Raw genomic sequence first — 26,740 nt, 5'->3', positions numbered from 1 at the left:
CGGTCGTGGAGGGCGGATGCGGGTCGGGATCCTGGGGCCCCTGCGGGTGGCGGGCGGCGAGATCGGCGGCGCCCGGGTACGGGCGCTGCTGGTACGGCTCGCGCTCGACCCCGGCCGGGTGGTGACCGCCGACCGCCTGATCGACGACCTGTGGCCGGACGACGAGCCCGCGCATCCGACGGCGGCGCTGCAGTCGCTGGTGTCCAGGGCGCGCAGGGAGGCTCCTGGGCTGATCGCCTCTCATCCGGCCGGTTACCTGCTCGACGTGCCGGCCGGCGAGGTAGACGCGTGGGCGTTCGAACGACTGGCCCGCGACGGCGATGCTGGGCGGGCGCTGGCGCTGTGGCGGGGCCCCGCGCTGGCCGACGCGGCGGAGCTGCCGTTCGCGGCGGGTCCTGCGGCGCGGCTGGAGGAATTGCGGCTGACGACCCTGGCCGCCCGCATCTCCGCTGACCTCGACGCCCTCCCGAACGCCCTCCCGAACGCCGACCCGATCGCCGGCTTCGGCCCTGTCGGTGGTCGGGGTGTGGGCGGGCCGGTGAGTGGGCCGGTGAGCGGGCTCGATGGGCTGGTGGCCGAGTTGGAGGGGCTGGTGGTAGCGCATCCGTTGCGGGAGCCGTTCCATGCCCTGCTCATGCGGGCCCTGACCGCCGGCGGGAGGCGGGCCGGGGCGCTGACCGTCTTCGAGCGGATCAGGACGGCGCTGGCGACGGAGCTGGGCGTCGATCCCGGGCCCGAGCTGCGGGAGGCGCACCTGGCGGCACTGCGCGACGACGAGCCGGCCGCCGGGGGCAACCTGCCCGCCAGGCTCACAAGCTTCGTCGGCCGCTCGGAGGACATCGATCTGGTGACCCGGCAGCTCGGCGAGTCCAGGCTGGTCACGCTGGTGGGTCCCGGCGGAGCCGGAAAGACACGGCTGGCCGTGGAGGTGGCCGCAGGGTTGGAGACGGGCGCAGGGTTGGAGACGGGCGCAGGGCTGGGAACGGGTGCGGGGCTGGGCGTGGCCGGTGGTGTGTGGCTGGTCGAGTTGGCCGCTGTCACCGGGGTGCGGGCGGCGCTGGAGGCCGTGTTCTGGACCACCGACCTGGTGACGACGCTGCGCGGGCGCGCGCCCCTGATCGTGCTGGACAACTGCGAGCACCTGATCGACGAGGCCGCACGGGTGGCCCGGTGGCTGCTGTCCCAGGTGGCGGGGCTGCGGATCCTGGCCACCAGCAGGGAGCCGCTGGACGTCCCCGGCGAACGCCTGCACCAGGTCCTTCCGCTGCCCGACGGGCCGGCGCGGGAGCTGCTCAGGGATCGGGCCGCCGCCGCCAGGCCCGATCTGCGCGTGGACGACGCGGACGCGGCGCGGATCTGCCGCGAGCTGGACGGCATCCCGCTGGCCATCGAGCTGGCCGCCGCCCGGCTGCGCACGATGCCGGTGCCGGTGCTGGTGGCGCAGCTCGGCGACCGGCTGACCTTCCGTGGCGGGCGCACGTCGGAGCCGCGTCACCGCACGCTGCGCGCGGTCATCGACTGGAGCTGGAACCTGCTCTCGGAGCGCGAACGCGAGCTGCTGCGGGGCCTGACGGTCTTCTCCGGCGGCGCCACGTACGAGGCCATCGCCAAGATCTGCGGCGGCGACCTCGACCTGCTCTCCTCGCTGGTGGACAAGTCGCTCATCGCGTTCGACGGCGACCGCTACACGATGCTGGAGACGATCAGGCAGTACGCCGCCGCCGACCTCCCCGGCCTGCGCCGGGCCCACGCCCGCTACTACACCGAGCTGGCCGAGACCGCAGAGCCGTACCTGCGGACCGGCGAGCAGCTCACCTGGCTGGCCGTGCTGGACGCGGAGCGCGGCAACCTGGACGCGGCACTGCGCCACACCGACGACCCGCTGCGGGCCGTCCTGCCGTGCTTCTGGCCGTGGATCATGCGGGGCCGGCGCCGCGAGATCACCGAGCGGAGTGCCGAGGTGCTGGAGCGGGCAGGCGACATAGTGCCGCCGGGGCGGGAGCTGGCGTACGGGCTGTGCCTGGCGGCGACGGGCGGCGGGCTGAACGAGGCGGTGCGCGCGTCCGATCATCCGGCCGCGCTGAACGCGTGGGCGCTGGCCACCGTGATGGAGCCGCCGGAGGACGTGGTGGAGCTGGCCGAACGCGGCGTGGCCGAGCTGCGCGGGCATCCCGACCCGTGGACGCGGTCGGCGGCGCTGCTGGTCGGGGGCATCGTCAGGTTCGAGTACGGGACGGTGGCCGGGGCGGAGGACCTGCTGGAGCCGGCGCTGGCCGGGTTCAGGAGCACCGGCGACCGGTGGGGGCAGTGGGCGGCGCTCTACTGGCTGTCGCTGGTGGCGGAGAACCGGGGCGACTTCGCCGCGGCCGTCGCCCTGGGCGAGGAGCCCGAGCGGCTGGCGACCGAGCTGTCGGGGCTGGAGACGCCGCTGGGGCCGATGACGTTCCTGCTGCGGCTCGGGCAGCTCAAGGCCAGGGCGGGCGACCACGAGGGGGCGGCCGAGGCGCTGGAGCGGGCCTGGGCGGCGGCCGTGCGCTCGGAGGACCAGGGCGTCGTGGCCCGGGTCAGGCACGCCAGGGGCGAGCTGGCCCGGCGCACCGGTGACCTCGCTGAAGCGGCGCGGCTGCTGGAGGCGGCGCTGGCGATGGAGGCGGAGGTGTCCACGCAGTGCAGGGCGTTCATGCACGTCGAGCTGGCCAAGGTGAGCCGTGGGCCGGCCGGGCCGCTGCGGCGGGCGCTGGAGCTGATGGCCGGCTGCTCCGACCGGACGGCGCGGGCGACCGTGCTGGAGGGCGTGGCCGAGCACCTGGAGCCCCGGCCGGCGGCCATGCTGCTGGGCTCCGCTCGGGCGCTGCGCGGGATCGGCGCGTCCGCCGATCCGTACGTCGCCCGGCTGACCGGAGCGTGCGAACGGGCACTGGGTCCCGACGGCTGCCGGGCGGCGCTGCGGGAGGGCGCGGCGCTTCCCGAGCCGGAGAAATACGCTCTCAGCGCACTCGGGCCCCCGGCGGCCCCGCCCTGAGCACACCCGGCCCCGCGCCGCACGCACTTGCGACCCCGGCGGCCCCGCGCCACGTTCCCGATCGAAACGCTGGGGTAGCTCACGCCGTCACCCGATGTTCTTCCCGTTTGGCGGTTGATACGCCATGGTTAGGGCAACTTGCACCGCGAGGTAAGGAGAGCAGTGGCCAGTCCAGGCACGATCGACACTCGAGGCAGTGACTTCGCCCGACTAGCCCATCGCATCACGGAGGCCGGTCTGCTCGACCGGCGTCCCGTCTACTACGCCGTACGCATGAGCATCGCGGCCCTCGTCTACCTCGGCTGCTGGGCGTTGTTCGCCTGGGTGGGCGACTCCTGGCTGCAACTTCTCGTCGCGGTCGTGATGGCCGTGGTGTTCACGCAACTCGGCTTCCTCGCCCACGACCTGGGGCACCGGCAGGTCTTCAGGACCAGGCGGCCGAGCGACATCGCCGGCCTGATCATCGGGAACTTCGGCGTGGGGCTCGGCTGGGGCTGGTGGAACACCAAGCACAACCGCCACCACGCCAATCCCAACCACGAGGACCACGATCCCGACGTCTCCCCCGCCGTGATCGTCTGGTCCCAGGAGCAGGCGGCGAACAGCAATGGCCTGCCACGATTTATCGCAAAATATCAGGCTTTCTGGTTCTTTCCGCTGCTCACGCTCGAAGCCTGGCACCTGCACATCGCCAGCTTCAAGGCACTGCTCAACCCGGCCGCCAAGCGGCGCCGCCTGGAGCTGACGCTCCTGGTCACCCACTTCGTCCTCTACTTCGGCCTGATCTTCACCATCCTGCCGGTCGGCAAGGCGCTGCTCTTCCTGCTCGTGCACCAGGGGCTCTTCGGGCTCTACCTCGGCTGCACGTTCGCCCCCAACCACAAGGGCATGCCGGTGCTGACCAAGGAGGACAAGCTCGACTTCCTCCGCAAGCAGGTGCTGACCTCCCGCAACGTGCGCGGCAACCTGTTCACGGACGTGGCGCTCGGCCAGCTCAACTACCAGATCGAGCACCATCTGTTCCCGCACATGCCGGCGCCGAACCTGCGCCGGGCCCAGCCGATCGTCGAGCGCTACTGCGCCGAGATCGGCGTCGACTACCTCCAGACCCGGCTGCTCACGTCGTACGGTCAGGCGTTGAGCCATCTGCACGAGGTCGGCGCCGAGCTCCGGCGACGCTGAACGCCGGAACTCCGGCGAGGCCGAACCACGCGGGGCGCCCCTACCGGGCGCCCTCTTCCTCCAGGCGCTGGATCAGGGCGTCGCGGCGGCGTTCGAGCCCGGCGATCAGCTCGACCTGCTCGTCCGCCTGGCTGATCATCGTCGCGATCTCCACCTGGTCGGTGGCGCCGATGTCGCGGATCTGGTCGCGGACTTCCTGGTTCTCGGCACGCAGCCGGGCCAGATCCTCTTCGACCTGCCGGAGTTCGTCCTTGGTGCTCATGCACCGGCTCTACCCAGGATGCGCGCCGCCAATTACCCCGCCATATGCGGATATGTAGACAATAGGAGTCATGAGCAGGCCGTCGACCAGCACGATCGTGACATCCGTGACGATTGCCGTCGCGCTGATCGGCACCCTGGCGTCCTACGCCTTCCTCCCGCGCGTCAACCCGGTGAACGCGCTCGACCTCGTCCTGCCGCTGACCGCCGCCTGCGGGCTGCTGGTGCGGGAGCGCTTTCCCGTCGCGGCGCTGATCGTCGTGGCGGTGTCGGTGGCCGTCTACTACCCGTGGGCCACGGTCGACGGGCCGATCATCGTGCTGCTGTTCGTCTGCCTGTACTCCGCTGCCGACCTGGGGCACCTGACCGCGGCCATCGCCACCGGCGGCGCCTCGCTGCTGGCCATGGGGATCGGCGAGAGCGGCGGCGTGCGGCACGTGGACGACAGCCTGTTCGTGATGATCGCCGGGTGGGTGGTGGCCGCCATCGCGTTCGGCGGCGTCACCCGCAACCGCCGCGCGTACCTGGAGGAGGCCAGGCAGCACGCGCTGGACGCCGTACGCAGCAAGGAGGAGGAGGCCAGGCGGCGGGCCGGCGAGGAGCGGCTGCGGATCGCCAGGGAGCTGCACGACGTCCTGGGGCACAACATCTCCATGATCAACGTGCAGGCCGCCGCGGCGCTGCACGGACTCAAGAAACGGCCCGAGGAGGCCGAGACGGCGCTGCGGACGATCAAGGACACCAGCAAGGAGACACTGCGCGAGCTGCGTACCACGCTGGGAGTGCTGCGCCAGGTGGACGAGGACGCGCCGACCGCTCCCCACGACAGCCTGGCCCGGGTGGAGGCGCTGGTGCGGGCCTCCGGCCTGGACGTGCGTACCGAGCTGTCCGGGCCGCTCGACGCGCTGCCCACCGAGGTGGACCTGGCCGCCGCCCGCATCGTCAGGGAGGCGCTGACGAACGTCTCCCGCCACTCCGGCACCGACCGGGCCACGCTCCGCCTCACCAGCGCGTCCGGGCACGTCGAGATCGAAGTCGATGACGAAGGCCCCGGCGCCGTCTACGACGAGGGCAGCGGCTTCGGCGTGCAGGGCATGCGCGAGCGGGCCGCCGCGCTCGGCGGCATCCTGGACGCGGGCCCGCGACCCGAGGGCGGCTGGCGCGTCGCCGCCCGCCTGCCACTGAACCAGCCGACGAACGGGACTCGATGATCCGCGTACTCCTCGCCGACGACCAGACTCTGGTCCGGGCCGGCTTCCGCTCCATCCTCAGCGACGAGGAGGACGTCGAGGTGGTGGCCGAGGCCGCCAACGGCGCGCAGGCCGTCGCCGGGGCCCGCGAGCACCGGCCCGACGTGGTCCTCATGGACATCCGCATGCCCGAGCTCGACGGCCTGGAGGCCACCCGCCGCATCGCCGGGGACCCCGCGCTCGACGGCGTCAGGGTGATCATCCTGACCACGTTCGACCTGGACGACTACGTGTACGGGGCGCTGCGCGCGGGCGCGGCCGGGTTCCTGGTCAAGGACACCGAGCCGGCCGAGCTGATCCACGCGGTCAGGGTCGTGGCCAGGGGCGACGCGCTGATCGCCCCCTCGATCACGCGCCGCCTGATCGCCGAGTTCGCCGGCCGGGTCAAGCGCCCCGAGCCGGGACCGCGGCTGAACGCGCTCACCGAGCGGGAGCGCGAGGTCATGACGCTGGTGGCCGCGGGCCTGTCCAACGACGAGATCGCGGCCAGGCTGGTGCTCAGCCCGGCCACCGCGAAGACGCACGTCAGCCGGATCATGACCAAGCTGGCCGTGCGCGATCGGGCGCAGCTCGTGGTCATCGCGTACGAGGCCGGCATGATCACCCCGGGCTGGCTTACCCCCTGAGTCGTACGCCGGCCCGGCCCATGCCACCTGGGGTGTACGCCGGGTGCCCGCCCGGGCATGACGCGGCGCGCGGTGTCCTGCCCGGAGGCTCGGGGCATGGACACCGTGGACCTCGCCCGCCTGCAGTTCGCCCTCACCGCGGGCGCGCACTTCCTGTTCGTGGCGCTCACGCTCGGCCTGGCCACGATCGTGGCGGTCATCCAGACCTGGGCCACCGTCGGCGGCAACCCCGTGCACCTGCGGATGACGCGGTTCTGGGGCCAGCTCTACCTGATCAACTACGCGATGGGCATCGTCACCGGGCTCGTGATGGAGTTCCAGCTCGGGCTGTCGTGGAGCGGGCTGACGAACTACGCCGGCGACGTGTTCGGCTCGGCGCTGGCGATCGAGACGCTGGCGGCGTTCTTCGTCGAGTCCACGTTCCTGGGCCTGTGGATCTTCGGCTGGAACCGGCTGAACCGGTGGGCGCACCTGGCGGTGATCTGGGTGGTGACGCTGACGGCGTACGCGTCGGCGTTCTTCATCATGACCGCCAACGGCTTCCTGCAGAATCCCGTGGGCCATGTGCTGGACGGCGAGCGGCTGCGGCTGACGGACTTCGGCGCGATGGTGGCCAACCCGGCGGCCCAGCTCGCGTTCTGGCACGTGCTGGTCGGCGGGCTGATCACGGGGGCGTTCTTCGTGGCCGGGGTGAGCGCGTACCACCTGTTCAGGCGCACGCCCGAGCAGGACGTCTTCCGCAAGTCGCTGCGGATCGGGGTCGGCGTGGCGCTGCCCGCCGTCTTCATGAACGCGGTGTTCGGCGGGATCTCGTTCCAAACCCTGCAGCCCGCCAAGGCTGCCGCCTGGACGAACGACGCCGGCCGGCTGGCCGAGGCGCAGGCCGAGATGGTGGCCGCATTCGGGCCGGGTGACTATCTGCCGCCCGTGGCGTGGGTGCAGGCGGGCGGGATCACGATGCTGACGTTGTTCGCGGTCATGCTGGGTGTGGCCGGGCTGAGTTTTCTGCTCATGCTGTTCCGGCCGGTGGTGCGCGGGTTCCGGCTGTGGCACGGGCTGCTCGTGCTGATGATCCCGGTGCCGTTCGTGACCATGCTGAGCGGCTGGATCTTCAGGGAGATGGGGCGCCAGCCATGGGCCGTGTACGGGCTGCTGCGCACCTCGGAGGCCATGTCCCCGGTCACCGCGGGGCAGCTGCGGTTCTCCCTGATCGCGTTCTGCACGGTGTTCGGCGTGCTCATCGCGGTCAACACCTGGCTGCTGGCCAGGCACGCCCGGCGCGGACCCGCTGCGGTGGCGCTGGGCGACCGGCCGATCGACGCCCCCGTCCCCGCCCCCTCGTTCTGAAAAGGAGCCGATCGTGGAGATCCTCATCCTGGCCTTCTTCGTCCTGGGTTACCTGGTGCTGGCCGGGGCGGACATCGGGGTGGGCATGGCGCTGCCGTACCTCGGGCGTTCGTCCGCCGAGCGGCGCGAGGTGATCGCCGCCATCGCGCCGTTCTTCCTGGGCAACGAGGTCTGGCTGGTCGCCGCGGCCGGAGTGCTGGCCGGGCTGTTCCCCCAGTCGGAGGGCGAGCTGCTGCACGGCAACTACACCGTCGTGGTGACGCTGCTGGTGGCGTGGGTGGTGCGCGACATGGGGCTCTGGCTGCGCGGGCGGGTGCCGGGGGCGCGCTGGCAGGCGTTCTGGGACGGCGCGATCGTGGCCGGGAGCTGGGGGCTGGCGCTGAGCTGGGGCACGCTGCTGTCCCACGTGCTGCTCGGCATCGAGGGGCCGGCGGCGGCGCTGCCCGCGCTGGTGCTGACCGCTCTGTTCGGCACGCACGGGCTGACGTTCGCGGCGCTGCGGCTGCGCGGAACCCTGCGCGAGCGGGCCGCCGTGCTGTCGGGCGGGGCCGGGGAGTGGCGCGCGTACGCGCTGACGGCGGCGGCGCTCGTGGTGGTGGGGGTGCTGGCCGGGCTCCGGCTGCCGCTGGAGCCCGGCACGTCGGGGCCGCTGCTGGTGCCGGTCGTCCTCACGCTGATCCCGTTCCTGGTGGCCTCCCAGGCGTGGGTGTGGTGGACGTTCCGGCGCCGGGTGAGCGGGCCCTCCTATCTCTAGAACAGCGGCTGGCCGTCCCTGGTGAGCTTCCAGTTGGGGGCGGCGAAGTCGGCCGGGTCGATGGTGCCCTGCGCGGTGGCGTACTCGATCAGCGCCTGCCTGATCTCCACCTGGGCGTTGTAGAGGACCGGGGCCGTGGTCACGTGCGGGAAGCCGCCGCCGCCCGACTGGCGGTAGTTGTTGATCGCGACGACGAACTCCTTGTCGGCCGGGAGCGGCGCGCCGTCGTAGCTCAGGTTGGCGATGCGCTGCCCGACCGGCTTGGCCACGTCGATGTCGTACGACACTCCGGAGAGCTGGTCGTAGTTGTAGTCGGGGGTGTTGCCGGCGTTCGTCAGCGTGGCCGGGTCCACGGGGGCGCCGGGGGCGAGCTGGTTGAAGTACTTGGCGGAGTACTCCAGGTAGTCCTTGATCTGCGCGCCGGTCAGCTTCACCGCCAGCAGCGTGTTGTCGTAGACGTACAGACCGGCCACGTCCCTGACCCGGATGTCGCCGGCGGGGAAGACGGCGCTGCGGCTGAACGGCGCGGCGATCGAGAGCACCGGCAGCGTGTTGTCCGGCAGCGCCTTCTTGACCGTCTCGACCTGGACGTGCTGGATGTAGTCGAGGATCGGCGTGTCCTTGTACGGCGACTCCGTGGCCACCAGCTCCTGGGCCGACTGGGCGACGACCTTGTTGACGTAGCCGATCGTGGTGTCGTGCTGCGGCTTGAGCAGCCGGACGATCTTCGGGTCCTCCTCGACCGTGTTCGTGTTCAGCGTGGTGGAGGACTTGCCGGTGACCGTCCACTTGCCGCGCTGCTTGGCGAGCTGGAAGTCGAGCACCGACAGGCGCTGGCCCCACCTGCCCGGCTCGGTCAGCAGCACCTGCTTGCCGGTCGCCTTGTTGGTCACGAACCGCTGCGCGACCTCGTTGTGGGCGTGCCCGAACAGCACCGCGTCGATGCCCGGCACCTGCTCGGCCACCAGCGCGGAGGCGTTCTCGACGGGCAGGTCGCCGCCGTAGGAGGACAGGCCGTTGTCGCCCGCGTGCGCGGTCACGACGACCACGTCCGCGCCGAGGCCGCGGATGACCGGCACCCACTTCCTGGCCGTCTCGACCAGGTCGGTGAAGCGCAGCTTGCCCTCGACGTTGGCCTTGTCCCAGATGGCCACGCCCGGGTTGGTCAGACCGAGCACGCCCACCTTGACCGGCTTGTCGCCCTTGACCTTCATCGCCTTGATGACGAACGGCTGGTACGCCGGCAGCCCCGACCGGTCGCGGACGGCGTTCGCGCCGAGCACGGGGGCCTTCATCTGCTTGATCCAGGTGGCCAGCAGCGGCAGCCCGTAGTTGAACTCGTGGTTGCCCAGCGTCACGGCGTCGTAGCCGATGGCGTTCATGGCCTTGGCCATCGGGTGGGTCTTACCGGTCTCGGTGATCGGCTCGACCTTGGCGTAGTAGTACGCCAGCGGGGTGCCCTGGATGGTGTCACCCGAGTCGAACAGCAGCGTACGATCCGCTCCGCGCTCGGCCCTGATCCGGTTGACCAGCGAGGACACCTTGGCCAGGCCGACGGCGTTGCCCTGGCTGTCGGTGTAGGCGCCGTCCTTGAAGTAGTCCCAGTTGAGCACGTTGGCGTGGAGGTCGGACGTGCCCATGACCGTGACCATGACCGTTCTGGCCGGTTTGCCGGCCTGCGCGGGGGGCGCCACCAGGGCCAGCGCGCACAGCGCGGCGGCTCCGGTGAGGGCGAGCTTCTTGGTCTGCATGCTGCTGGAGATTAATCTCGACAAATTACTCATTGATTACGAAAATGCCGATCAAGCTCGCCCTGGAGCTTTCAGCGGCCCGGAGCTCTCCGCGACCACGATTCACCGTGACTTCACCGAGGCGTCCTCGGGCGCGACGTCCGGACGTGAGGCGCGCAACCAGCGGCAGCCGTGCGGCTCCATCGTGAGCCGCACCACGCCTCCGTCCGGCACCTCGGTAGTCCCGTCCACCAGCAGATCCGTGAGCCGGCAGCCGCCGAGCCCGTCCAGCCGCAGCTCCGCCTCCCGCGCCGTGTCGCTGAGATTGTGCGCGACCACCACCGTGGCCCCGTCGGCGTCGCAGCGGTGCGCGAAGACGGCCGGCTCGCCCGTGTCCAGCACCGTGGACTCGCCCCACGCCAGCTCGGGGCACTCGCGGTAGCGCTCGATCAGCAACTGGAACCAGCGCAGCAGCGAGTCGGTGTCGCGCTTCTGGTCGGCCACGTTCACCCGCTCGGGGCCGAACGCGCCCTCGGGCACGGCCCGGACCGGCTCCACCCGGCTGAACCCGCCGTCGCGCGACCACTGCATGGGGACGCGGACCGCCATCCGGCCCTCCGCCTTCAGATTCTCCCCCAGCCCGATCTCCTCGCCGTAGAAGATCACCGGCGTGCCGGGCAACGAGAACAGCAGGCTGTAGGCCATCTTGACGCGCCGCGGGTCGCCTCCGAGCATGGGCGGCAGGCGGCGGCGCAGCCCGCGCCCGAAGATCTGCATGTCCTCGCTCGGCCCGAACGCCGCGAAGACCTCCTGCCGCTCGTCCTCGGTCAGCTTGTCCAGCGTCAGCTCGTCGTGGTTACGCAGGAACACGGCCCACTGGGAGTCCTTGGGCGGCTTCGGCCGCTCGCGCAGCGCCTCCGACAGCGGCCCCGCGTCGCAGCGGGCCAGCGACAGCCACGCCTTCTGCATCCCGATGAAGTCGAAGCACATCGTGATCTGGTCGCCGAGCCCGTCGCCGAAGTAGGAGACCAGGTCCTTGTAGGCGACGTTCACCTCGCCGAGCAGGATCGATCCGCCCATCCGCCGGGTCATGAACGCCCGCAGGTCGGCCAGGAACTCGTGCGGCTCGGCCAGCTTCGGATCGACGTTCTCGATCAGGTACGGCACCGCGTCCACCCGGAAGCCGGACAGCCCCAGCTCCATCCAGAAGCCCAGCACGCGGGCGATCTCGTCCCTGACCTCGGGGTTGGCCACGTTCAGGTCCGGCTGGTGCCGGTAGAAGCTGTGCAGGTAGTACTGGCCCGAGCCCTCGTCGTACTCCCAGACGCTGTTCTCCTTGTCGGGGAAGACGACCTGGTCGGGGTTGTCCGGTTCCGGGGTGTCGGACCAGACGTACCAGTCGCGGAGCGGCGAGTCCTTGCTCGACCGGGCCTCCTTGAACCACGGATGCCGGTCGGACGTGTGGTTGACCACGAGGTCGGCGATGACCCGTAGGCCGCGGTCGTGGGCGGTGCGCATGAACTCCACGAAGTCGCCCAGCGTGCCGAGCCTCGGATCGACGGTGTAGAAGTCGGTGATGTCGTAGCCGTCGTCCTTGTTGGGGGTGGGGAAGAACGGCATGAGCCACAGGCAGGTCACGCCGAGCCCGGCGAGATAGTCGATCTGCTGCGTCAGGCCGCGGAAGTCGCCCACGCCGTCGTCGTTGCCGTCCTTGAACGTCTCCACATCCAGGCAGTAGACGACGGCGTTCTTCCACCAGACGTCGGAGGTGTACGTCAGTCGCATCCGTTCCCGCTACCCCCGGCGGGGCAGGTCATGACAGCGTACGGATCGCCGCTTCGACCAGTTCCCAGAACTCCTCGACGTCCACGCCGGTGGCCACGCGCGCGTTGGGCTCGCGGCCGAGCTTGCCGAGCAGGTCGACGCTGGTCGCGCCGGCCGTCTCGGTGCCGTGCAGCTCGACGTCGATCCTGGTGCCGACCGTGGTCACCAGGCCCGGGCGGGCGACCAGGGCCATCGCGACGGGGTCGTGCAGCGGGCCGGCCGGCATGCCCTGGTCGCGCTCGTACGTGGCGTTGAAGAAGGCGAGCAGCTCGACGCCGAAGGCGGCCGTCCTGTTGCCGATCGCGCCGATCCTCGCCATCACCTCGGGCGTGACGAGCACCTGGTGGGTGACGTTCAGGCCGATCATGGTGAACGGCACTCCCGAGCCGAGCACGACGGCGACCGCCTCGGGGTCGGTCCAGGAGTTGAACTCCGCGTACGGGGTGATGTTGCCGCGCCCGGTCGACCCGCCCATCCAGACCACCTCCCTGATCAGGGGCAGCCGTTCCGGGTGGGCCCGGACGAACAGGGCGATGTTCGTCAGCGGGCCGGTGGCCACGATCGTCACCGGTTCGCCGGCCGTGTCGAGGACGTCCCCGATCAGCTCGATCGCGGTGCGCGGGTCGGCGGTCACGACCGGCTCGGGCAGTTCGGGGCCGCCGAGCGCGTTGGCGCCGTGGATCGACTCGGCCGGGGTCAGCACCCGCACCAGGGGGCTGGCGGCTCCTGGCGAGATCGGCACGCCCGTGATCCCGGCCAGGCCGGTCACCACCCTGGCGTTGTAGGTGGTGTGGGTGAGCAGGCCGTTGCCGCCGACGGTGGTGATGGCGCGCAGGTCGATCTCCGGGTCGCCGGCCGCCAGCCAGATCGCGAAGACGTCGTCGTGTCCGGGGTCGCAGTCCAATATGACCGGTTTCGGCATCCGCCCATGGTATAGACCGGACTGCGGTGGAACGCGGCCGGTCGGCGGCGTGGGGCCGAGCCCGGTCAGCGGGTCATGACCGCCTGTCTGGCGCGCAGGGCGATCTCCAGCTCGAACCGGATGTCGGGGTCGGCGAGCTGGTCGCCGTACAGCTCCTCAAGCTGACGCAGCCGGTAACGCACGGTCTGCGGATGCACGTGCAGCTTGGCCGCCACCTCGCCCGCGCCCCTGCCGTGCCGCAGCCAGGCCAGCAGTGTCTCCGCCAGCCGGTCCTGCTGCGTGGGCCGCAGGTGGGCGAGGGGCGCCAGCCGTACCTCGGCCAGGGCGCTGACCAGCTCCTCGTCCTTGAACACGACCAGCGTGGCCATGTGGTCCTCGCACCGCAGCAGCCCCCTGGGCAGCACGCCGCGCCGCGACAGCTCCAGCGCCTCGCCCGCCCACCGCAGCGAGGTCGCGGCCGAGGTCAGGGGGACGGCGGGGCCGATGGCCGCGCGGTGGCCGCGCAGCGCGTGCTCCAGTGTCTGGGCCTGGCCGGGGCCGGCCGGGTCGGGCACCAGCAGGCACGGCGCGGGCCGCTCGTGGCCGGTCAGCACGTCGGGCGGCAGCGGGGGCACGCGGCGGGCGCCGTGCTGCTCGTCGAGCGCCACGCAGGCGACGGTCCTCGGCAGCCGCCAGCCGGCGGCCTTGGCCAGGTCGGCGATGGCCTCCTGGCCGGCGGGCGGCCGGCTGAGCAGCAGGTCGAGCAGGCGGTTACGGCGGCGGTCCATCTCGCCCGCCTCGTGCGCCCTGGCGTACTCGAAGCCCTCGGCGGCGGCGTCGGCCAGCTCGTCGAGGTAGACGAAGATGGCGTCGCCCAGGCCGTACAGGCACTGCGGCGACAGCCCGAGCGGGCCGGCGATCTCGGTGAGCCGCCGCCAGCCGACCCGGGCGCCGAGCCGCATCGCCGCCTGGAGCGGCTCCAGGTTGCGTCCTTCCGCCGCCTCCCCCTTGCCGATCATGCGGAACGGCTCGGGGTCCCAGGGGGCGCCGGGGTCTTCGACGCGGTCGAGGAAACCTTCGATGGCCTGCTCGACCGCCATTCGTACGACTTTGATGTAGATCTCGTCCGAGGGCCGGGCGTATTCGGGGATGCGGGTCTGGATCTCCTCGATCACCTCTTCCGAGACCCGGCCGATGCCCGACCTGAGCGTTCTGACGATCTCCGCGGGGATGCGGCTTTCGCTGACGTCACTCCTGATGGCCATCGTCCCTCCTGTCGCCATTGTGACCCAGGCAACAGAAGAATGTGAAGCAAGTGCTTGTTTATTGTCAATTCTGGAGGAAGGCGCCGAACTCCTCGACGTCGATCAGCCCGTCACCGTCCTTGTCGAGCCGCTGCACACCCGCCTGCGCCGCCTCCAGCGTCACGGGCTGGCCCATCACCTCCATCAGCCGGACGAGCTCGACGGCCGAGATGCGGCCGTCCTTGTCGGCGTCGATCAGTTCGAAGGTGGTCGCGTAGTCGCTCATGGTCACCCTTCCCGCTTGGTCCGATATCGCGTCAGACCTTAGTCGTGACTTGTCGTAGCGCGTCGATGAATGCCAGGACTTGTGGGGTGGCATTCCCTTCGCGCCAGGCAATGGCGAGTTCCCCAGGAGGCAGCCCCTTAACGGGCCGGTACGTCATTCCCGGCCGGTCGTACAGCCTCGCGTTCCCCTCCGCCACCAGAACGACGCCGAGTCCGCTGGTCACAGCCTCGAAGACCTCCTCCGCCGTGTTGGCGGTCACCCCGATCACCGGTTCGTCCTCCCGCACGTCGAGCCCGAGCCAGAAGTCCCGCAGCGCCCCCGCGGCCGGGGGCAGCGCGATGAACGGCTCGTCCCGCAGCTCCGCGAACGGGATCTCCGCCAGCCCGGCCAGCCGGTGATCGGCCGGCATCGCCACGCCTCGCTCCTCCCTGGCCAGCACGTACGTCCGCAGCCCCGCCGGCACCGGCAGCCAGATGAAGGCCACGTCGGAGGACCCGTCGGCCAGCCCGCCACTGGGGTCGTCCCAGCCGACCAGCCGCAGCGACACCTCCCACCCCGGCATCGCCGTACGGAAGCGCCGCAGCGCCTCCTGCTGCAGCCCTCTGCCCACGGCGGTCTGCATCCCGATCACCAGCGTGCCGGCCGGCGCCGCCGCCCGCGCCCGCTCCACCCCAGCGCCCCAGCGTTCCAGCAGGTCGCGGGCGGCCGGCAGCAGGGCCGCACCCTGCCTGGTGAGCACCACCCCGCTCGGCACCCGGTCGAACAGCCGGAAGCCCAGCTGCCGCTCCAGCACCCTGAGCTGCTTGGACAGCGCGGGCTGGGAGACGAACAGCCGCTCGGCGGCCCGTGTCACGTTCAGCTCGTCGGCCACCGCCACGAAGTACCGCAACTCCCGCAGGTGCACGTCCATAGCCATCGGTTATAGCAAAAGGTCTTGGACGCTCCGGCGGTCCCGGCCGCAGGATCGAGCGCATGAAGACCCGCGTACTCGGAAACCTCCAGGTCCCCGCCATCGGCTACGGCGCGATGGTGCTCTCGCCCGGTGTGTACGGCGAGATCGACGACACCCGCGCCGAGGCCGCGCTCAAGTCGGCGCTGGACGCCGGCGCCACCCTCGTGGACACCAGCGACGCCTACGGCTCGGACGGTCACAACGAACGCCTGGTCGGCCGGGCGATCAAGGGCCGCAGGGACGAGGTGGTCGTGGCGACCAAGTTCGGCCTGGCGATCCCGGAGGGCGAGCCGAGCCGGTCGTATCCCGTCGGTTACGCCTTCGGCGAGCTGCGGGTGAACGCCGAGCCCCGCCTGGTCCGCCGCTACGCCGAGCGCAGCCTGCGCAACCTGGACACCGACGTGATCGACCTCTACTACGCTCACTACCCCGACCCCGGCGTCCCCATCGAGGAGACGGCCGGTGCGATGGCGGAGCTGGTCCGCGACGGGCTGGTCAGGCACCTGGGCCTGTCCAACGTCACCGCCGCGCAACTGCGGGCGGCGCACGCCGTGCACCCCGTGGCGGCCGTGCAGAACGAGTGGTCGATGTGGCGGCCCGTGGACGCCGACCTGCTGGCCACGGCACGCGAACTGGGTGTCGGGATCGTGGCCTGGAGCCCGCTCGGCAACGGCTTCCTCACCGGTACGGTGCGGGCGCTCGGCGAGGGCGACTTCCGGCACAACGCGCCCCGCTTCTCGGCCGAGAACCTGGCGGGCAACAACGACCGTTACGCCCCGATCCGGACCCTGGCCACGCATCTCGGGCTCACCCCGGCCCAGCTCGCCCTTTCCTGGCTGCTGCACCAGGACGAGCACGTGGTGGCCATCCCGGGCAGCCGCACTCCCGCGCACATCGAGGAGAACCTGGCCGCCGCCGACCTGACCCTGCACCCGGACACGCTCGCCAGGATCGACAAGGCACTGAACGGGTTCGAGGTGAGCGGCGGGACGCTGCTCTGACACCCGTTGTGCGTGGTCAGAGGCTGCCGGCCGGGCGGCCGCGGACGAGGGTGGCGAGCCAGACCGTGGCGAGGGCGGCGTACACGGCGAGCAGGGCCACCACCGGCTGGGTGACGATCACGGCCACGGCGGCGGCCAGGGCGAGCAGGCCCGTCCAGCCGTACAGGATCGTCCGCCCGCGCGGCGAGCCGGTGTGCGCGGCCTCCTGCAGCGGCGTGACCAGGGCCATCACCGTCACGCCCGCCGTGCCGACCGGCTCGGCGCCGAGCCCGATGCCCAGCCCGAGCAGCAGCCCACCGGCCGCCAGCAGGCCCCAGCACGCCAGCGCCACCCGGGCCTCGGCGCCCTCGAACAGCAGCCTGGTCGCCTTGGCGCGGGCCAGCCGCAACGTGGTCCACGCCTCGGCTATCCAGGCCACCCAGTGCAGCACGGCGACGAGAACGAAGACCACGATGACGGGCGGGACAGCGGGCAGCAGGAAGATCAGCCGCCAGCCGCCGGTGAACCGGCCGCGCAGCCGCGAGAGCACCCGATAAAGCGGGTTGCGCTGCTTCAGCGCCGCCACCAGGTAGTCCCTGGCGGCCCCGAAGCCGGGGTCGAGCCTGAGCACCTCACGGAACGACTCCGCCGCCCGCCGGGGCTCGCCGAACCTGAGCGCCGCGCGTCCCCGCACGAAGTGCGCGGTGGGGTTCTCCGGGTCGAGCTGTACGGCGTGCGCGGCGGCGGCCATCGCCTGACCGCCGTCGCCCAGGTTCGTGCAGGCCAGCGAGAGCAGGCTGACCAGGTCGCGGTCCTCGGGATCGATGGCGAGCCCTTGCCTGGCCGCGCCGGCCATCAGCGCCCACTCGCCCCGCAGCATGTGCACGCGGGCCAGCACCTCCCAGTTCGGGACGTGCTGGGGTTCGAGCCGCAGGGCCTCGCGGACGGCGGTCATCGCCTGCTCGGGCCGCCGGGCGCGGTAGTACACCTGGGCGGCGGCGTACTGGGGGAACCACTGGTCGGGCGCGAGCCGTACCGCCTCCTGGGCCTCCTCGACGGCCTCGCCCTCCTGCCCCTGGAGGATCAGGGCGAGCCCCAGGAGGGCGTGCCCGGAGACGCGCTCGGGCTCCTGGGCGAGCAGGCCGCGCAGCTCGCGCTCGGCGTCGGCGGGGCGGCGCAGCTGGATCAGCGTACGCGCCCGCTCGACCGGATCGGCGGCCTTCACCACGTGCTCCACTCGACCGGGCCGGCGACCGTCACCACTTGCCCTTCACCCAGGGCATCAGCTCGTCCCAGGCGCCCGAGTCGTTGGCGTGCAGCACGTAGTTGCGGGCGGTCGCCATCCACTCGCGCACCGCCGTCGGGCGCAGCGTCTGGGCCGCGGCCAGCAGGTCCTGCGTGGACAGCGGGATCGGCCGGCCCGCGCTGATCGACTGCTGCAGCTTGGCCTCCACCGCCCGGTCCACCAGGCCTTTGAGGTCGGCGCCGACGAAGTGCTCGGTCACCCGCGCCACGGCGTCGAAGTCCATCTCGGCCAGCGGCTTGTCCCGGCACAGGATGCGCAGGATGGCCGCGCGGGCGGCGGCGTCCGGTGGCGGCACGAACACCGGCTGGTCGAGGCGGCCGGGGCGGCGGAAGGCGGCGTCCACGTACCAGGGGACGTTCGTGGCGGCCAGCACCAGGACGCCCTCGTTGGCGCTCTGGTCCACGCCGTCGAGCTCCGACAGGAACTGGTTGACCAGCTGCCTGGTCTGCGCGTGACGCATGTCGGAGCGGCGGCCGGCCAGCGCGTCCACCTCGTCGAAGAACAGCACGCAGGGGCGGTTGCGGCGGGCCAGGTCGAATGTGGCGTGCAGGTTGCGCTCGCTGGAGCCGACGTACATGTCGAGAATGTCCGACAGGCCGACGTTGACGAACGCCGCGCCCAGCTCACCGGCGGCCGCTCTGGCCAGGTGCGTCTTTCCCGCTCCCGGCGGGCCGTAGAGCAGGACGCCGCCGCCGGCGCGCTTGCCGTACGCGGCGTAGAGCTCGGGCTGCTGGAGCGGGAGCAGGAGCTTGATCCGCAGCGCCTCCTTGACCGTCTCCATGCCGGCGACGTCGGCGAACGTCACGCCGGAGCGCTCGACCTCGGCGGTGGCGCTGTTCGCGGGTGCGACATGCGGCGTGGCGGGTCCGGGGCCGCTCGGATATGCATGCGGAGGGGGCGGGGAGCCGGACGGGGTCGCCGGCATGGGGGGCGGCGCGGCGGCCGGGGGCGGCCACGGGCTGCCGGGGCCGCCCGGGGTCAGGCGGCCGGCCAGGTCGGGATCGGCCAGGGAGGCGTCCCTGTTGATCGCCTCGAAGTACCGGTAGGCGGCCCGGCCCATGTCGCCCTCGCCCATGAGGGCCCTGGCCGCGAGGATGCCCAGCCTGGGCGGGTAGCCGGGCTCGGCCAGCAGGGGTTCGAGCGCGGCCAGCGCGGGTCCGTACGCGCTCTGCCGGACGAACGCCTCGGCCAGGCCGGCGATGATGTCAGGGTTCTTGGGCGCGAGCACGAGCGCGGCGCGGAATTCGGCCTCGGCCTCGGCGAGGTACCCCTTGGCCAGGAGTTGCCCGGCGAGGTGCTGGCGCAGGGGGAGGTTGTCCGGAGAAAGGCGCGCCGCCTCGCGGAGGGCCTGAAGGCCGGCATCGTCCGACACGTGCCGTTCCCTTCTGTCGCGGTTTCGGTCTTGTCGAGTTACGCAAGATACCGAAATATCGCCCTACCTGCCGTTCTTCCGAATCACGACGTGCGGAACAGCGGCAGACCGTGCGAGCCGCTTCGCGACGTACGGAAGAGCGGCGAATGTGCGAGTCGCTTCACGGCGCCGTGCGGAAGAGGCGGAGGCGGTCCTCGCCGATCCGCTCGCGCAGTGCGTGATCCTCCACGCCGAGCCCCTCCCCGGGCGCCAGAGCGAGCACGCCCACCTTCCCCACGTGCCGGTTGAGCTGCACCGCGCGGGCCGCCTCGCCCGTCCGCTCCAGCGGGTAGACGGCCGAGAGCGTGGGATGGATCAGGCCGAGCGAGATCAGCCGGTTGACCTCGTGGCATTCCTGGTAGTTCGCGCCGTGGGAGCCGATGATCCGCTTGAGCTTCATCCACAGGTGCCGGTTGTCGTACGTGTGGTCGTACCCACTGGACGACCCGCACGTCACCACCGAGCCGCCGCGCCTGGCCACGTACACGGAGGCGCCGAACGTCTCCCTGCCCGTGTGCTCGAACACGATCGCCGGATCCTCCCCCACCAGCCGCCGCACCTCCGCGCCCAGCCGCCGCCACCCCTTCTCGTCCGACAGGTCCTCGAACTGCGAGCGGTCGATCACGTACGGGCAGCCCATGCGGCGCAGCAGGTCCGCCTTCTCCCGCGAGCTAACAACGCCGACGGGGATGCCGCCGCCGTTGCGTACGAGCTGCACGCCGTACCCGCCGAGGCCGCCCGTCGCGCCCCACAGCAGCACCACGTCCCCCTGCTTCATCCGCGCGCCGCGCTCGCCGACCAGCATCCGGTACGCGGTCGAGGCGCACAACATGTTGCAGGCCGCCTCCTCCCAGGTCAGGTGGCGCGGCTTCGGGAGCAGCTGGGTCGCCTTGACCACGGCGAAGTCGGCCAGGCCGCCGAAGTTCGTCTCGAAGCCCCAGGCCCGCAGGTCGGCCGCGAGCATGCCGTCCTGCTGGCCGGCCGGGTCCTCGCCGTCCACGTACGCGGGGCTGGTGACCACGCGGTCGCCGGCCCGCCAGCGGCGTACCGCCCGGCCGGTCCTGACGATCACCCCCGCCGCGTCCGAGCCGAGCACGTGGGTCGGCAGGTCGTGCCTCGGATCCGTACGCCCGAAGCGCTCAAGGAACGCGAACGTCGGGACCGGCTCGAACGTCGCCGACCACACGGTGTTGTAGTTGATCGCGCTGGCCATCACCGCGATCAGGACCTCGTCCTCGGCCGGCTCCGGCATGGGCACCTCGCCGACGTGCAGCGTCCTGCGCACGTCCTTGTCCTGGTCGTGCTGGTCGAACGTGCCCACGTCGTCCTTGCGCAGGTGCGCGGCCCGGTAGACCGTGGGCACCTCCAGGCGCTCCAGCTCAGCGCTCTCCGCCCCGGCCACCGCCGCCTGCGCCAGCTCTTGCCCTGTTACCTGTGCTTGTGCTCGCGTCACAGCAGTCCTCCCAGGTGCTTGGCCACGATCTCGACGTGCGGCGGGTCGAGCAGGTTGAGGTGGTGCGACCCGGGGATCTCGACGATCTCCAGGTCGGTCGCGTACGGGCCGAAGCCCCTGGCCGGATCCGCCTCGTGCGCGTACCGGAAGTCACGCACCGCCCAGGGCGCGGGCTCCGTGGACCGATAGAGGACGACCCTGCCGTGGTACGGGGCCGGGCGGTAGCGCTCGATGGCCCTCGTGTCCTGGTGCGAGGCGAGCTGGTGACGCAGGATCGACGGGGGCAGCGCCGCCGGCGCCCCCGACTCGGCCATCCTGGTCCTGACCAGCTCCATGCGCTCCTCCTCCGTCGCCAGGCGCAGCAGCTCGGCCGCTTCGAGGCGGACGTGCACGTTGTAGGTCCGTCGCAGGTAGGCCGCGAAGTCCACGTACCGCCGCGCCTCCGCCTCCCGCCGCACCGCCTCAGGCACCGGCTCGGGCAGCCCCGAATCGATCATGACCACCAGCTCCGCCTCACCGCCGAGCCGGTGCGCGATCTCGAACGCCAGGATCCCGCCGAACGACCATCCACCCAGCCGGTACGGGCCCTGGCAGGTGTCCTTGATCGCTTGGGCGTAGTGGGCGGCGCGCTCGGGGATGCCCATGACGCCGCCGCCGTCCATTCGTTCCAGCCCTTCTGGACCCTCCGGGCGTTCCAGGCGTTCCAGACCCAGGACCGGGGCGGGGAGACGGTCGGCCAGCAACGCGTACACGCCGGTGGTGCCTCCGGCGGGGTGAGCCAGAAAGAGCGGCCGTCCCGTGCGGGCGGGGCCGTTCAGCGGGCGGATCAGCTCGCGGCCCGCCACGGCCTCGTCCATCTCCCGTACGACGTCGGCCAGCGCCTCCACACTCAGCGTGGGCGCGGTGGCGGGCCGCTCGGCCGGCAGAGGGAGCGGCCTGCCGAGCTCCCGACCGAGAGCGTCGAGCACCTGAGGCAGGACACCGGACGTGACGACCTCCGCCAGAGCCGGCTCTCGCCCAAGCAGGCTACCCAGCACCCGCACCACCTGCCGCTCCGCCGCATCCCGCGCCCCACTCCCGACCCCGAACGACACTGGGTGACCGGCTGCCTTTGGTACCGATTCCCGGTCGGTGGTGAGCATGCGGGCCAGCGTTCCGAGGGTGGCGCCCGTGAGCAGCGGGGCGGTGGCGACTGTGACGCCGAAGTCGTGCTCGATGATGCCGCGAAGCCGGGTGGCCGACAGCGAGTCCAGGCCCAGGTCGGTCAGCACCACGTCCGCGCCCAGCCGCCCCGTCTCCACTCCCAGCACCGTCGCCACCCGTTTCCCGAGCGCGTCCAGAACCTCGGCCGGTGTGAGCCCGGCGGGGTCCAGAGCAGGACGCTGGGTGAGGAGCCGAGCGGGGTGCTGGGCCAGGTGCCGAGCAGAGTCATGGGTGAGGTGCCGAGCAGAGTGATGGGCGGGCTCGCGGGCTGGGTCTTGGGCGATGAGGGCCGGCCCGCGTGATGCCGAAGAGTGCGAGAACTGCGGGAACTGGGAGAACTGCGAGAAATACGGCATGTGGGTTATGGCGGGGAACAACTCGGTTGCCCGTTCAACATCGATCTTGACCACCCCGGCCGACAACCCCCGCTGGATCAACGCCTCCAGCGCCTCGATGCCCTCCTCCGCCGTCAGCGAGTCCACGGCGGGCAGCGCACCGGCAGCCGTGCCCGCCCACGGCCCCCACGCGATGCTGATCCCCGGCAACCCCTGCGCCCTGCGCAGCTCGCAAAGCCCGTCCAGCCAGGCGTTCGCGGTCGCGTACGCCGCCTGCCCAGGAGACCCGAGCAGCCCGGCCGCCGACGAGAACGCCACCCACCAGTCCAGGTCCAGCGCCGCCGTCGCCTCGTGCAGCCGCAGGGCGCCGTCGACCTTGGCGGCCCATACCCGTTCCAGGCTCTCCGGGTCGAGGTCGGACACCAGGCGGTCGTCCAGGACCCCGGCCGCGTGGATCACCCCGCGCAGCCGTACCCCATTTGCCGTGGCCGCCGCCACCAGCCGCTCCGCCGTCCCCGGCGCGGCCAGGTCGCCCGTCACCACAAGGTGTTCGCAGAACGCCTCGGAACGGCCGTTCAACACGATCCGGGTGGCACCGCGCCCGGCCAGCCACCGAGCGACGAGCCGTCCGAGCCGTCCGGTGCCGCCGGTGATGATGTACGCACCCGGCCCGGCGACGCGCGTCACCCGGCCGGCCGGCAACGGAACACGGCACAACCGAGCCACGTAACGAACCCCACCACGCCATGCCACTTCGTCATCGGCCCGGAGCGCCGGCCCACGCAGGACCGGCTCGGCATCCGACTCAGTACCCAGCTCGACGACCGCACGGCCACGAAGGTCGGCGGCGAGGTCGGTGAGGTCGTCGAAGTCCACGAGTCGGGCGCGGGCTTCAGGGCGTTCCAGGGCGAGCACTCTGATCAGGCCGCGCAGCGCCGCCGGTCCCGGGTCGGGCTGCTCGCCCTCCCGCACCGCCTGCGCCCGTTCGGTCGCGATCACCACCCGGGCTCCCGCGTCGACCAGGGCGGCGACCCGAAGCATGACCCGTCGCACCCCTGCCGGGTCCAGTTCGCGCGACGTCAACACGACCACCGCCCGACCACGCAACCCCTCAGCCCCGCCGAACGCCTGGAGGGGGTCAGCGGACCGACTGAGATCCCCGGACTCGCCGCCGAGCAGCGAGCGGAGCCGGTCCGCCCGTGCGTCCCCCTCATCGGCCGCGACGATCCACCCACCGACCGAGCCGACCTCAGAGCGACCAACCGAACCGACCGGGTTCAGGGGTGCGGGGGTCCAGGTGCGCGTGGTCAGCTTGGTGGCGAGTTTGGTGGGCGCAGGGGATGGGGTTGTGGTCTCGATGCCCGACAAGGTGCCGTTTGCCGCCACATGTGCGATCCTCGCCAACCCGGGCGTCCGCTCCGCCGTACCAGGGGTGTCCTCCGCCGTACCGGGGGTGAGGTGGGCGGTGGCGTGGAGGTGCCAGGAGCCGGCGGCGTTCTTGGTGGAGAGTTCGATCGCGTCGCCCGTCAGCGTGATCGTGACCCGCGCGGGCAGGGGCAGCACGGCGTGCAGGACGACGTCGTGCAGTTCCGCCTCCCCGTACGCCTCCAGGGCGGCGGTGTGGAGCAGGGCCGCCATGGCCTCGACGCGGAGTACGCCGGTGCCGTCCGCGTGGAGGGTCCACACGTGGCCGTCGGGGGTTTCGAGGTGCTGGCGGCGGCCGGGGGTCCAGTGGCGGGTGTGGTGCCAGGGTGGGGGCGGTACGTCCACTACGCGGCCGCGGGTGCGTGGGGTGATGGCGGTGGCGGCATGGGCCACCTGGGTCCGGAAGTCGCCCGTGGTGATCAGCGCGTCCGCCGGGAGGGTGTCGCGGAGCGCGTCGGTCAGCAACGGGCGGGGGCTGAGCTCGGTGAAGAGGGTGTGACCGTCCTCGGCCGCGGCGCGTACGGCCTGCATGAGGCGGACGGGGCGGCGCACCCCGGCAGCCCAGTACGCGGCCTCGAACGTGGGCGTCTCCCTCGGATCGGCGAAGACCACCGAATAGTACGGAAGCACCGGTTTGCCCCCGGCGATGCCCGCCAGCTCCTCCCTGAGCACCGGAAGCAGCGGCTTGACCTGCGGCGAGTGCCCGGCTCCCTCGGCCGTGAGCGTCCTGGCGAACCCGCCCCGCGCCACCACCTCGGCCGCGAACTCCGCCACCCGGTCCCGTTCCCCTGTCACCACGCTCTGGCCGGGCGCGGTGTACACGGCGACGTGCAGGTCGTCCGGCACCTCGGCCGCGCTCACGCCCACGACGGCCATGGCCCCGCCGCCGGCCAGGCCGCCGAGGAGGCGGGCCCGCGTACAGATGACCCTGACCGCGTCCCGCACCGGAAGCCCGCCGGCCACCACGGCCGCCGCCACCTCGCCCATGGAGTGACCGATCACGGCGTCGGGCTCGAACCCGTAGGCCCGCCACAGCCGCGCGAGGGCGATCTGGGCGGCGAAGGTGATCGGCTGGATCGTGGCGACGCCTTGGGGGTTTTGGTCGTATACGTCCACCCCGGCTTCGGCGAGGAGCGGGGCGAGGGTGTCGATCGTGTGGCGGTAGGCGGGCTCGGTGTCGTACAGGTCGAGGGCGGGAGGGCGGGGGTGGTAGCCGCCGAAGACCCACACCGGTCCCTTGGCCCTCGCTGTCGGGACGGGGTGCACGTCACGCAGCCGTTCGGCCAGTTCTGCCGTGTTCGCGGCCACCACGGCCGCGCGGAATCGGCCCGGGTCCGCCCGCCTGGCCAGGGTGTGGGCGACGTCCCCGAGGGGGGCTGAGGGCCGCCAGGTGGCGAGGGTGCGGGCGTGCTCGCGGACCCTGTCCTCGGTGGGGCCGGTGAGCAGGAAGACATGTGAAGCGGCGGCTGTCTCGGTGGCGGTCGTCCCGGTGTCCGGAGTCTCGGTGGTGGAAGTCTCGGTTTCCGGCTCCCTTTCGACGTACGCGTGTACGACCACGTGGGCGTTCGTACCGCCGAAGCCGAACGCCGACACCCCCGCCCGGGCGTCCCGTCTGGGCCAGGGGGTGGGCTCGGTGACCACCCGGAGCGTGTCCCAGGGGATGTGCGGGTTGGGGCGGTGGAAGTGCAGGCTGGGCGGGATCAGGCCGTGGTGCAGGGCGAGGACGGTCTTGATGAGGCCGGCGATCCCGGCGGCGGCCTCCAGGTGGCCGAGGTTCGTCTTCGCCGAGCCGAGCAGCACCGGCGTCCGGACGGCGGCGGCGATGGCGCGGGCCTCGATCGGGTCCCCGAGGTACGTGCCGGTGCCGTGGGCCTCGATGTAGTCGGGGCCGCGGTCCGCGTACACCTGCCGTAACAGCGTCTCCTGCGCCTCGGGGTTGGGGGCGACCAGGCCGTTGGAGCGGCCGTCCTGGTTGACGGCGGTGGCCCCGACGAGGGCCAGCACGCGGTCTCCGTCCCGTACGGCGTCCGCCAGCCGTTTGAGCACCACCACCCCGCACCCCTCGGCCCTGACCATCCCGTCCGCCGAGGCGTCGAACGCCTTGCACCGGCCGTCCGGAGCGGTGCCGCCGCCCCGGTCGAAGGCGACGGTGATCACGGGGGACAGCAGCAGGTTCACGCCTGACGCGAGCGCCAGGTCGCATTCGCCCGAGCGCAGTCCGGACACGGCCAGGTGGGTCGCGACGAGGGAGGAGGAGCAGGCGGTGTCCACGGCCAGGGAGGGCCCGCGCAGGTCGAGGAGGTAGGACAGACGGTTGGGGGCGATGCCGGGTGAGGCTCCCGTGGCCGTCCAGGCGTCCACGGAGGCCAGGTCGGAGGCGGTCAGGTGTGCGTACTCGTTGCCGGAGATCCCGGTGAACACCCCGGTGCGCGTGCCGGCCAGCGATCCGGGGGCGATGCCCGCGTGCTGGAGGGCCTCCCAGGCGGTCTCCAGGAGCAGCCGCTGCTGCGGGTCCATGGCCGCCGCCTCACCCGGTGCGATGCCGAAGAACTCGGCGTCGAACCCGGCCACGTCGTCGAGAAACCCGCCGTGCCTGGTGACGCCGTCCAGAGCCGCCCCGGTACGGGCCGTACCGTCGTCGAACGCCTCCCATCGCCCGTCCGGCACCTCACCGACCGCGTCCAGCCCGCCGATCAGCAGTTCCCAGTACGCGGCCGGCCCGTGCGCACCGGGAAAGCGACAGCCAACCCCAATCACGGCAACCGGCTCGGCGGGAGTGGTGGAGACCGGTACGGCGACAGCGGCAGTGCCGGGGGTGGGAGGGTTGGTGGCGGTGAGGGCGGGGATCAAGCGGTTGATCGTCGGGTGGTCCCACAGGAGGGTCGGGCTCAGGTCCCGGCCCACCAGCTCACCCAACTCCCCCGTCACCGCCACCGCCTCGCGCGACGACAGCCCGTACTCGCCCAGCGGCCGATCGGGATCCACGTGCTCGCCGAGCCGCGACACGAGGAAGCGGCGGAGCTCGCCCTCGCCGGGTACGTCCATGGACCACTCCCATGCCTCAGGGGGGATCGGCCAAGATACCCACCTGTCCGGGGCGAGGGTCAGGTCCGCGCGGAACAATCCTCGGTCGTGATTTATCACGCGAGTGATGATTTATCCGGTACGGCGTAACGAGGGCGGTAATTTCGTTACCAGGGGTCATAGAACGCTCGCCGCCCACCGCCTAGCCTCGCCTGCACCCACCG

18 protein-coding genes are annotated in these 26,740 nt (G+C 71.9%); 7 read left to right on the top strand and 11 right to left on the bottom strand.

Annotation, left to right across the window (positions count from 1 at the left end):
- The first annotated feature begins 16 nt into the window (after nucleotides 1–16).
- Both AB0C28_RS37220 and AB0C28_RS37215 read left to right on the top strand, forming a co-directional pair.
- The gene (locus tag AB0C28_RS37220; protein ID WP_358080241.1) at nucleotides 17–3,022 is read left to right on the top strand and encodes a BTAD domain-containing putative transcriptional regulator; all 3,006 of its coding nucleotides are present in this window, start codon (nucleotides 17–19) and stop codon (nucleotides 3,020–3,022) included.
- Nucleotides 3,023–3,295: 273 nt separating this feature from the next.
- Nucleotides 3,296–4,204, top strand: a complete 909-nt coding sequence (locus tag AB0C28_RS37215; RefSeq protein ID WP_357853494.1) for an acyl-CoA desaturase — start codon at nucleotides 3,296–3,298, stop codon at nucleotides 4,202–4,204.
- Nucleotides 4,205–4,244: 40 nt separating this feature from the next.
- On the opposite strand, the gene AB0C28_RS37210 is transcribed toward AB0C28_RS37215, so the two are convergent.
- Nucleotides 4,245–4,466: a hypothetical protein gene (locus AB0C28_RS37210; protein ID WP_346114688.1), complete on the bottom strand. Its 222-nt coding sequence runs from the start codon at nucleotides 4,464–4,466 to the stop codon at nucleotides 4,245–4,247.
- A gap of 70 nt (nucleotides 4,467–4,536) precedes the next feature.
- Here AB0C28_RS37210 and AB0C28_RS37205 point away from each other — a divergent pair, with 70 nt between their 5' ends.
- The 4 genes from AB0C28_RS37205 to AB0C28_RS37190 all read left to right on the top strand — a co-directional run bounded on the left by AB0C28_RS37205 (nucleotide 4,537) and on the right by AB0C28_RS37190 (nucleotide 8,442).
- On the top strand, nucleotides 4,537–5,676 hold the full coding sequence (locus AB0C28_RS37205; RefSeq protein WP_358080240.1) for a sensor histidine kinase: 1,140 nt from the start codon (nucleotides 4,537–4,539) through the stop codon (nucleotides 5,674–5,676).
- Complete coding sequence (locus AB0C28_RS37200) at nucleotides 5,673–6,341, top strand: response regulator transcription factor (protein WP_358080239.1); 669 nt, start codon at nucleotides 5,673–5,675, stop codon at nucleotides 6,339–6,341. The genes AB0C28_RS37205 and AB0C28_RS37200 overlap by 4 nt, the downstream gene beginning before the upstream one ends.
- A gap of 96 nt (nucleotides 6,342–6,437) precedes the next feature.
- Entirely contained in the window at nucleotides 6,438–7,688 is a 1,251-nt protein-coding gene (locus tag AB0C28_RS37195; RefSeq protein ID WP_358080238.1) for a cytochrome ubiquinol oxidase subunit I, read from the top strand.
- A 13-nt stretch (nucleotides 7,689–7,701) separates the two neighbouring features.
- A complete protein-coding gene (locus AB0C28_RS37190) occupies nucleotides 7,702–8,442 on the top strand; it encodes a cytochrome d ubiquinol oxidase subunit II (protein WP_358080237.1) in 741 nt (246 codons plus the stop codon).
- Here the strand turns inward: AB0C28_RS37190 and AB0C28_RS37185 are convergent.
- The 6 genes from AB0C28_RS37185 to AB0C28_RS37160 form a co-directional block, all read right to left on the bottom strand.
- Entirely contained in the window at nucleotides 8,439–10,193 is a 1,755-nt protein-coding gene (locus tag AB0C28_RS37185; protein ID WP_358080236.1) for a 5'-nucleotidase C-terminal domain-containing protein, read from the bottom strand. The two genes, AB0C28_RS37190 and AB0C28_RS37185, sit on opposite strands and share 4 nt — an antisense overlap.
- A gap of 102 nt (nucleotides 10,194–10,295) precedes the next feature.
- The gene (locus AB0C28_RS37180; RefSeq protein WP_358080235.1) at nucleotides 10,296–11,957 is read right to left on the bottom strand and encodes an alpha-amylase family protein; all 1,662 of its coding nucleotides are present in this window, start codon (nucleotides 11,955–11,957) and stop codon (nucleotides 10,296–10,298) included.
- 28 nt (nucleotides 11,958–11,985) lie between these two features.
- Nucleotides 11,986–12,918, bottom strand: coding sequence for a nucleoside hydrolase (locus AB0C28_RS37175; RefSeq protein ID WP_358080234.1), 933 nt, complete (start codon nucleotides 12,916–12,918; stop codon nucleotides 11,986–11,988).
- A gap of 65 nt (nucleotides 12,919–12,983) precedes the next feature.
- On the bottom strand, nucleotides 12,984–14,162 hold the full coding sequence (locus tag AB0C28_RS37170) for a helix-turn-helix domain-containing protein (protein WP_357853203.1): 1,179 nt from the start codon (nucleotides 14,160–14,162) through the stop codon (nucleotides 12,984–12,986).
- 64 nt (nucleotides 14,163–14,226) lie between these two features.
- Nucleotides 14,227–14,427 carry an EF-hand domain-containing protein gene (locus AB0C28_RS37165; RefSeq protein WP_346114678.1) on the bottom strand — a complete coding sequence of 67 codons (201 nt, stop codon included), beginning with the start codon at nucleotides 14,425–14,427 and terminating at the stop codon, nucleotides 14,227–14,229.
- 31 nt (nucleotides 14,428–14,458) lie between these two features.
- Nucleotides 14,459–15,343 carry a LysR substrate-binding domain-containing protein gene (locus AB0C28_RS37160; RefSeq protein WP_358080233.1) on the bottom strand — a complete coding sequence of 295 codons (885 nt, stop codon included), beginning with the start codon at nucleotides 15,341–15,343 and terminating at the stop codon, nucleotides 14,459–14,461.
- A gap of 56 nt (nucleotides 15,344–15,399) precedes the next feature.
- Between AB0C28_RS37160 and AB0C28_RS37155 the strand changes: the two genes are divergently transcribed.
- Entirely contained in the window at nucleotides 15,400–16,380 is a 981-nt protein-coding gene (locus tag AB0C28_RS37155) for an aldo/keto reductase (RefSeq protein ID WP_357853210.1), read from the top strand.
- Between the two features lie 16 nt (nucleotides 16,381–16,396).
- On the opposite strand, the gene AB0C28_RS37150 is transcribed toward AB0C28_RS37155, so the two are convergent.
- The 4 genes from AB0C28_RS37150 to AB0C28_RS37135 all read right to left on the bottom strand — a co-directional run bounded on the left by AB0C28_RS37150 (nucleotide 16,397) and on the right by AB0C28_RS37135 (nucleotide 26,537).
- Nucleotides 16,397–17,584, bottom strand: a complete 1,188-nt coding sequence (locus AB0C28_RS37150) for a tetratricopeptide repeat protein (RefSeq protein WP_358080232.1) — start codon at nucleotides 17,582–17,584, stop codon at nucleotides 16,397–16,399.
- A gap of 31 nt (nucleotides 17,585–17,615) precedes the next feature.
- On the bottom strand, nucleotides 17,616–19,037 hold the full coding sequence (locus tag AB0C28_RS37145; RefSeq protein WP_358080231.1) for an ATP-binding protein: 1,422 nt from the start codon (nucleotides 19,035–19,037) through the stop codon (nucleotides 17,616–17,618).
- A gap of 160 nt (nucleotides 19,038–19,197) precedes the next feature.
- Nucleotides 19,198–20,529 (bottom strand): crotonyl-CoA carboxylase/reductase, encoded by a 1,332-nt coding sequence (gene ccrA, locus AB0C28_RS37140; RefSeq protein WP_358080230.1) that lies wholly within the window; start codon nucleotides 20,527–20,529, stop codon nucleotides 19,198–19,200.
- Nucleotides 20,526–26,537, bottom strand: coding sequence for an SDR family NAD(P)-dependent oxidoreductase (locus tag AB0C28_RS37135; RefSeq protein ID WP_358080229.1), 6,012 nt, complete (start codon nucleotides 26,535–26,537; stop codon nucleotides 20,526–20,528). Before AB0C28_RS37135 ends, ccrA begins: the two co-directional genes overlap by 4 nt.
- Nucleotides 26,538–26,740 lie beyond the last annotated feature (203 nt).

This window comes from Nonomuraea sp. NPDC048892, assembly GCF_040649735.1.
Taxonomy (GTDB): Bacteria; Actinomycetota; Actinomycetes; order Streptosporangiales; family Streptosporangiaceae; genus Nonomuraea; species Nonomuraea maheshkhaliensis.
The sequence above is the reverse complement of the archived record's forward strand: the minus strand, read 5'-3'. Positions and strand labels throughout refer to the sequence as shown.

Bases quoted from the DNA above. Each gene is read 5' to 3' on its own strand.
- AB0C28_RS37220 (WP_358080241.1), top strand. From the start codon at position 17: ATGCGGGTCGGGATCCTGGGGCCCCTGCGGGTGGCGGGCGGCGAGATC.
- AB0C28_RS37215 (WP_357853494.1), top strand. From the start codon at position 3,296: ATGAGCATCGCGGCCCTCGTCTACCTCGGCTGCTGGGCGTTGTTCGCC.
- AB0C28_RS37210 (WP_346114688.1), bottom strand. From the start codon at position 4,466: ATGAGCACCAAGGACGAACTCCGGCAGGTCGAAGAGGATCTGGCCCGG.
- AB0C28_RS37205 (WP_358080240.1), top strand. From the start codon at position 4,537: ATGAGCAGGCCGTCGACCAGCACGATCGTGACATCCGTGACGATTGCC.
- AB0C28_RS37200 (WP_358080239.1), top strand. From the start codon at position 5,673: ATGATCCGCGTACTCCTCGCCGACGACCAGACTCTGGTCCGGGCCGGC.
- AB0C28_RS37195 (WP_358080238.1), top strand. From the start codon at position 6,438: ATGGACACCGTGGACCTCGCCCGCCTGCAGTTCGCCCTCACCGCGGGC.
- AB0C28_RS37185 (WP_358080236.1), bottom strand. From the start codon at position 10,193: ATGCAGACCAAGAAGCTCGCCCTCACCGGAGCCGCCGCGCTGTGCGCG.
- AB0C28_RS37180 (WP_358080235.1), bottom strand. From the start codon at position 11,957: ATGCGACTGACGTACACCTCCGACGTCTGGTGGAAGAACGCCGTCGTC.
- AB0C28_RS37175 (WP_358080234.1), bottom strand. From the start codon at position 12,918: ATGCCGAAACCGGTCATATTGGACTGCGACCCCGGACACGACGACGTC.
- AB0C28_RS37170 (WP_357853203.1), bottom strand. From the start codon at position 14,162: ATGGCCATCAGGAGTGACGTCAGCGAAAGCCGCATCCCCGCGGAGATC.
- AB0C28_RS37165 (WP_346114678.1), bottom strand. From the start codon at position 14,427: ATGAGCGACTACGCGACCACCTTCGAACTGATCGACGCCGACAAGGAC.
- AB0C28_RS37160 (WP_358080233.1), bottom strand. From the start codon at position 15,343: ATGGCTATGGACGTGCACCTGCGGGAGTTGCGGTACTTCGTGGCGGTG.
- AB0C28_RS37155 (WP_357853210.1), top strand. From the start codon at position 15,400: ATGAAGACCCGCGTACTCGGAAACCTCCAGGTCCCCGCCATCGGCTAC.
- AB0C28_RS37135 (WP_358080229.1), bottom strand. From the start codon at position 26,537: ATGGACGTACCCGGCGAGGGCGAGCTCCGCCGCTTCCTCGTGTCGCGG.